Raw genomic sequence first — 6,013 nt, 5'->3', positions numbered from 1 at the left:
CACGCACAGCAGGCCCAGCGGCAGGCTGGCCACGGCCAGCAGGTCGAACAGCCGGGCGCTGCCGCCGCCCAGTTCGAAGCCGGCCAGGTTGACCAGGGCGCCGGCGGCGCAGGCGAGGATCAGCGGGTTCTTCAGGATCGGCAGCAGCAGCGCGCGGGCGCTGATGCCGCGCTCGGCGGTCAGCGCCCAGACCGACATCAGGTTCACCGTCGGCACCATCAGCGCCAGCATCAGCGCGGCGAGGGTCAGCCCCTGCTTGCCGTACAGGCTGCCCACCGCGGCCAGGCCCAGGTAGGTGTTGAAGCGCAGCACGCCCTGGGCGAGGGCGCCGAAGCGCGCCGCGCTCCAGGCGCGCAGGCGCCGGCTCGCCAGCAACGCCAGCCAGGCGCCGCCCAGGCCCAGGGCCACCGCCAGGGCCAGGCGGCCCAGCCCGGGGTCGCGCAGCGGCGCCTTGGCCAGGCTGGCGAACAGCAGCGCGGGGAACAGGATGAAGTAGTTCAGGCGTTCGGCCGCCGGCCAGAAGGCCTCGCCGGGGAAGCCGCGGCGGCGCAGCAGGTAGCCGCCGACGATGAGCGCGAAGAGCGGCCAGAGGGCCTCGAAGAGAACGGACACGGATACCCCGCGGCGGTGGTTGGGCATCCATCTTGCCCAGCCGCGCGCGGGGACGGCAAGCCGGGCTCAGGGCCTGTCACGACCCGCGATGCCGCCGCGGCGGATCGTCGGCAGGCGCTCAGGCCGCGCCGGGGCGGCAGCGCTGCAGCACCAGCCCGAGCAGGCGGCGGCAGGCCTCGTCGGTGGAGGTGTGGGTGGCGTCCACCTCGAAATCGGCGTCCAGCGGCGGCTCGTAGGGGCTGTCGATGCCGGTGAAGTTGCGCAGGCGGCCCTCCCTGGCGGCCTTGTACAGGCCCTTGGGGTCACGTTCGGCGCAGGTCTGCAGCGGCGTGCTGAGGTACACGCCCAGGAACTCCTCGGCCGGGAACAGCGCGCGGGCGGCGTCGCGCTCGGCGCGGAACGGCGAGATGGCCGCGACTATCACCACCAGCCCGGCCTCGGTCATCAGGCGCGCGGCCTCGGCCAGGCGGCGGATGTTCTCGCGGCGGCCCTCGGGGCTCATGTCCAGGTCGCTGCACAGGCCGCCGCGGACCTGGTCGCCATCGAGCAGGAAGCTGTGCACGCGCTCGCGGTGCAGGGCCAGCTCCAGGGCGTTGGCCAGGCTCGACTTGCCCGAACCGGACAGGCCGGTCAGCCAGATGCAGCAGGGGCGCTGGCCCTTGAGCGCGGCGCGGGCCTCGCGGCGGACGCTGCCGGTGACGGGGAACAGGGGTACTTTGAGATCACTCATAGCCGAGTAGCTGGTAGTCGCGTTGATAGGCGCGGCGCACCAGGCGCCGCGTGCGAGTGCTGCAGAACTCCCGCGCCGGCCCCGCCTGGCGCTGCCGCGAGGCGTTCAGGTGGGGCAGTTGGCCGCTGACGCCCAGGCGCTCGCACAGCGCCTGGAAATCCGCCTCCAGGTTCTCCTGGCGGCCGACGAAGTCTAGCCCCAGGTGGCCGAGGGAGTCGCTGAGGAATGCCACCTGCGGCACGAAATGCAGCTGGCGGTGGAGGTTGTCCGGGTGCAGCCAGCGGCCGACGAAGTCGTCGAAGTCGCGGAACTGGCAGACCAGCTGGTGCGCCGCCCGGTCGCGCTGCGGCAGCTGGTTGCCGCGCAGGTAGGCGTAGGCCGAGTAGGCGCGCTCCAGCGGGTCGCGGACGAAGCTGAACCTGAAGCTATCGGCGTATTCGCGGGGGAACTGCTGCTCGTACCAGTACAGCGGCAGGTGGCCGGGGCGGCCGCCGTCGAACAGCGCCGCGCAGAGGCTGCTGCCGGCGCACTTGGGCACGTGCACGAACAGGCAGCGGCGTTCGCGGAAGTACGCGGGGAAGCGGGCGTTGCCGGACATCGCCTTGTTGACGATCTGGCGTTCCTGCACCGGCAGGCGGCTGAGCAGGAAGTTGCGCTGGAGCTTGGGCAGCAGCTTCCAGAAGTAGCGTTGCAGCATGGGGATTCTCGAACGCCGGAGGGTCGCTCCGGTGGTTTTCCGTGGGCAGCGGGACGGTCCCGGCCTTAAGGAAACCTTAACAGGCCCGTGCCTGGCGATTATTCCGTCTTGGTCAAGAATGTAAGGTTTCCGATACATGGCCGGTTGACGCGGCAGCCCGGTGGGGTGCGGAAGTCTAGCGCCGCGGACCGAAGGCCCCTATGGGAAGAGGCCCATCAAGGCATAGGAAACGGCCGAGTATCATCCAGGCATCCAGCGACACACCCCTGGCGTGGCAAGGACGGGCCACACCGGCGGAAGGCAGCTTTTTCTTATGTCGCAACGACATATTTAATAATTTTCCGAGCCTCCCGCTTCGGCCACCATCCGCCCTGTCACGTGCCGCCCGCCATGGCGGGCCCAGGGGCCGCAGAGCCCGTCGCCGCGCACGTTCCGCTTCGCTGTACCTCCGGCCACCTGGCCACTGCCGCAGTTATCCAATAACAAGCCCAACAGGCTGTGGGAGTGCTTCATGAACAAGTCCTTGCTTGCGCGTTTCACCCGTCCCCTCGCCCTTGCCGGGCTGCTCGCCGGCGCCGCCGGAGCGGCCCAGGCCGGCACCCTGTCCATCGGCCACACCACCTGGGTCGGCTACGGCACCCTGTACCTGGCCCGCGACCTGGGCTACTTCAAGGAGCAGGGCCTGGACCTGCAGCTCACCCCCATCGAGGAAGCGGCGATGTACATGGCCGCCCAGGCCTCCGGGAAACTCTCCGGCTCCGCCTCGACCATCGACGAGATCCTCAAGTACCGCCCGCAGTTCTGCTTCAAGGCCGTGGCCGCGCTGGACGACAGCCATGGCGGCGACGGCGTGCTGGTGGCCAAGGACGTCACCAGCCTGGCCCAGCTCAAGGGCCAGGAAGTGGCGGTGAACGAGGGCTCGGTGTCGCAGTTCTGGCTGTCCTACCTGCTGAAGAACGCCGGCATGAGCATGAGCGACATCAAGGTGCAGAACATGACCGCCGACGATGCCGCCACCGCCTTCATCGCCGGGCGCATCCCCGCCGCGGTGACCTGGGAGCCGCACCTGTCGATGGTGCGCCAGAAGCAGCAGGGCAAGGTGCTGGTGGACAGCACCAGCACCCCCGGCGTGATCGTCGACGTGGTGGCGCTGAACTGCGACGTCATCGAGAAGCAGCCCGACGACGTCAAGGCCCTGGTCAAGGGCCTGTACAAGGCCGTGCAGTACACCCGGGAGCACCCGCAGGAGGCCTACGCGATCATGGCCAAGGGCGTCGGCGGCTACCTATCCGATCCCAAGGACCTGGCCGAGGCGGCCAAGGGCGTGCGCTTCTACGACCAGGCCATGAGCGAGAAGCTCCTCGGCATGCCCGACAAGGCCGGCGACATCAAGGACCTCATCGGCCTGGCCAACGAGACCTGGACCCAGCTGCAGGGCAAGACCTTCCAGGTCAGCTACGACGACCTGGTGGACCCCCGCTTCGTCGCCCAGTGAACCCGGCGGGCCGCGCGCCCGCCCCTTCCCATCCTTCGTTTCCCGCCCTGGCGGAAGGCCCGCGGCCGTCCGCATGGAGGTAATCCGCGATGTCACGTCCCAAGAAATCCTGGCTCAGCCGCTGCCTGACCCCCAAGGTCGAGCTGCCGGTGCGCCTGGTGTGGTCCGCCAGCGCCCTGTGCTGGCTCCTGGTGTTCGGCCTGTGGGCCCTGCTCTCCTACGGCGGCGTGGTGCCGGCGATGTTCCTGCCCAGCCCCGGCGCGGTGTTCGAGGCGGCGCTGCGCCTGGGCCGCGACGGCACCCTGGGCACCCACGTGCTGGCCAGCGTCGAGGTGGTGATGATCGGCTTCCTGGTGTCGTCCCTGGTGGCCGTGCCCCTGGGCCTGCTGATGGGCAGCTTCCGCATCGTCCAGGCCTTCCTCGAACCGCTGGTGAACTTCATCCGCTACCTGCCGGTGACCTCCTTCGTGCCGCTGTTCATCCTGTGGATCGGCATCGGTATCGAGCAGCGCGTCACGGTGATCATCTTCGGCGTGTTCTTCCAGCAGTTGGTGATGATCGCCGACGTCTCCCGCGGCGTCGCCAAGGACCTGGTCAACGCCTCCTACACCCTGGGCTGCAACCGCCGCGACGTGGTCCTGCACGTGCTCGGCCCGGCCTCGCTGCCCGGCGTGCTGGACACCCTGCGGGTGACCATGGGCTGGGCCTGGACCTACCTGGTGGTGGCCGAGCTGGTCGCCGCCTCCAGCGGCCTGGGCTACATCAGCCTCAAGGCCATGCGCGGCTTCCAGGTGGACGTGATCTTCCTGGCCATCGCCATCATCGGCCTGCTCGGGCTGATCACCGACCAACTCTTCCGCATCCTCCGACTGAAGGTGGCCTCATGGGCGCAGTAGCAGCCATGCAACGCAACGACGCGGCACCGGCCGCACAAGGGGCGCAGCCGGCGCGGCTGCGCGTGGACCAGGTCAGCCTGCGCTACCGCACCCCCGAGGGCGGCACCTTCAGCGCGCTGGACAAGGTGTCGTTCGAGGTTCCGGACCAGCAGTTCGCGGTCATCGTCGGCCCTTCGGGCTGCGGCAAGTCGAGCCTGCTGTACCTCACCGCGGGGCTTTCCGAGCCCACCGAGGGCGACATCTACGTCGGCGGCCAGCGCGTCGACGGCCCCGGCGCGGACCGCGGCATGGTGTTCCAGAGCTACACCCTGTTCCCCTGGCTGACGGTGCGCGAGAACGTCGAGTTCGGCCTGAAGCGCCGCGGCATGCCGGCCGCCGAGCGCAAGGAGATCGTCGACCACTACCTCAACGAGGTGGGCCTGGCCAACTTCGCCGGCAACTACCCCAAGCAGCTCTCCGGCGGCATGATGCAGCGCGTGGCCATCGCCCGCGCGCTGGCCAACGACCCGCAGATCCTGCTGATGGACGAGCCCTTCGGCGCCCTCGACAGCCAGACGCGCATGCAGATGCAGAAGCTGCTGCTGCGCGTCTGGGACCACAGCAAGAAGACCGTGGTGTTCGTCACCCACGACATCGACGAGGCCATCCTGCTGGGCGACCGCGTCTACGTCATGGGCGCCCGCCCGGGGCGCATCAAGCGCATCCTCGACGTGCCCATCGAGCGCCCGCGCTCGCTGGACATGGTGATGGACCGCCAGTTCATCGAGATGAAGCGCGAGATCCTCAACCTGCTCCACGACGACCTGGAAGAGGCGCACTGAGGCCCACCGCGGGGGCGGGGCACGCGCCCCGCGCCCGCGGCCGGCTCAGAGCCCGAGGTCGCTCAGCGACGGGTGGTCGTCCGGGCGCCGGCCCAGCGGCCAGCGGAACAGCCGCTCGTCCTCGGCGATGGGCAGGTCGTTGATGCTGGCGTGGCGCTCGACCATCAGGCCCTGCTCGTCGAAGGCCCAGTTCTCGTTGCCGTAGGAGCGGAACCAGTTGCCCGAGTCGTCGTGCCACTCGTAGGCGAAGCGCACGGCGATACGGTTGCCGGTGAAGGCCCAGAGTTCCTTGATCAACCGGTAGTCCAGCTCGCGGCGCCACTTGCCGGTGAGGAACTCGACGATCTGCAGGCGGCCGCGGATGAAGGTGGAGCGGTTGCGCCAGGTGCTGTCCGCGCTGTAGGCCAGGGACACCCGCGCGGGGTCGCGGCTGTTCCAGCCATCCTCGGCGGCGCGCACCTTCTGGATGGCGGTTTCGCGGGTGAAGGGCGGCAAAGGGGGTCGGGCTTCGCTCATGATGGGGCTCCTGGAGTGGGGGTTCTGGTCATGGTGCGCCTGGGGTGGGTTTGGAGGAATGACACTGGTCCCACGGATGTTGCCAAGGTGCCGAACGGCTCTTCGTAGGAGCGAGCTTGCTCGCGAACGGTGCCCACCTGTGGCTTCGGTGCTCGTCCTGAAGAGCACCCTCTCCCTAACCCTCTCCCTGAAGGGAGAGGAGACCGTTGGGCAGAACTGGATGCTCTGGAGTCAGCCGGCAACACC

Annotated in this window: 7 protein-coding genes; 3 read left to right on the top strand and 4 right to left on the bottom strand. The window is 69.2% G+C overall.

Annotation, left to right across the window (positions count from 1 at the left end; all coding sequences use genetic code 11):
• The 3 genes from DK254_RS10450 to DK254_RS10440 all read right to left on the bottom strand — a co-directional run.
• A partial coding sequence (locus tag DK254_RS10450; protein ID WP_109933979.1) for an AEC family transporter occupies positions 1 to 639 on the bottom strand: 639 nt, incomplete at its 3' end.
• A 91-nt stretch (positions 640 to 730) separates the two neighbouring features.
• Positions 731 to 1,342, bottom strand: a complete 612-nt coding sequence (gene cysC, locus DK254_RS10445; RefSeq protein WP_109933711.1) for an adenylyl-sulfate kinase — start codon at positions 1,340 to 1,342, stop codon at positions 731 to 733.
• Entirely contained in the window at positions 1,335 to 2,039 is a 705-nt protein-coding gene (locus DK254_RS10440) for a sulfotransferase family 2 domain-containing protein (protein ID WP_109933710.1), read from the bottom strand. The genes cysC and DK254_RS10440 overlap by 8 nt, the downstream gene beginning before the upstream one ends.
• A gap of 511 nt (positions 2,040 to 2,550) precedes the next feature.
• Between DK254_RS10440 and DK254_RS10435 the strand changes: the two genes are divergently transcribed.
• From DK254_RS10435 to DK254_RS10425, 3 genes are all read left to right on the top strand, one after another.
• A complete protein-coding gene (locus DK254_RS10435) occupies positions 2,551 to 3,534 on the top strand; it encodes an ABC transporter substrate-binding protein (RefSeq protein WP_109933709.1) in 984 nt (327 codons plus the stop codon).
• A gap of 89 nt (positions 3,535 to 3,623) precedes the next feature.
• Positions 3,624 to 4,430: an ABC transporter permease gene (locus DK254_RS10430; protein ID WP_089392519.1), complete on the top strand. Its 807-nt coding sequence runs from the start codon at positions 3,624 to 3,626 to the stop codon at positions 4,428 to 4,430.
• Positions 4,418 to 5,251 carry an ABC transporter ATP-binding protein gene (locus DK254_RS10425; protein ID WP_109933708.1) on the top strand — a complete coding sequence of 278 codons (834 nt, stop codon included), beginning with the start codon at positions 4,418 to 4,420 and terminating at the stop codon, positions 5,249 to 5,251. Before DK254_RS10430 ends, DK254_RS10425 begins: the two co-directional genes overlap by 13 nt.
• Before the next feature lie 45 nt (positions 5,252 to 5,296).
• On the opposite strand, the gene DK254_RS10420 is transcribed toward DK254_RS10425, so the two are convergent.
• Complete coding sequence (locus DK254_RS10420; protein WP_089392521.1) at positions 5,297 to 5,767, bottom strand: nuclear transport factor 2 family protein; 471 nt, start codon at positions 5,765 to 5,767, stop codon at positions 5,297 to 5,299.
• Between the last annotated feature and the right edge of the window lie 246 nt (positions 5,768 to 6,013).

Origin of the sequence: Pseudomonas sp. RW407 (assembly GCF_003176655.1) — a bacterium.
In the GTDB taxonomy this organism is placed as follows: Bacteria; Pseudomonadota; Gammaproteobacteria; order Pseudomonadales; family Pseudomonadaceae; genus Pseudomonas; species Pseudomonas delhiensis.
This window is presented reverse-complemented; position numbering and strand designations above follow the sequence as displayed.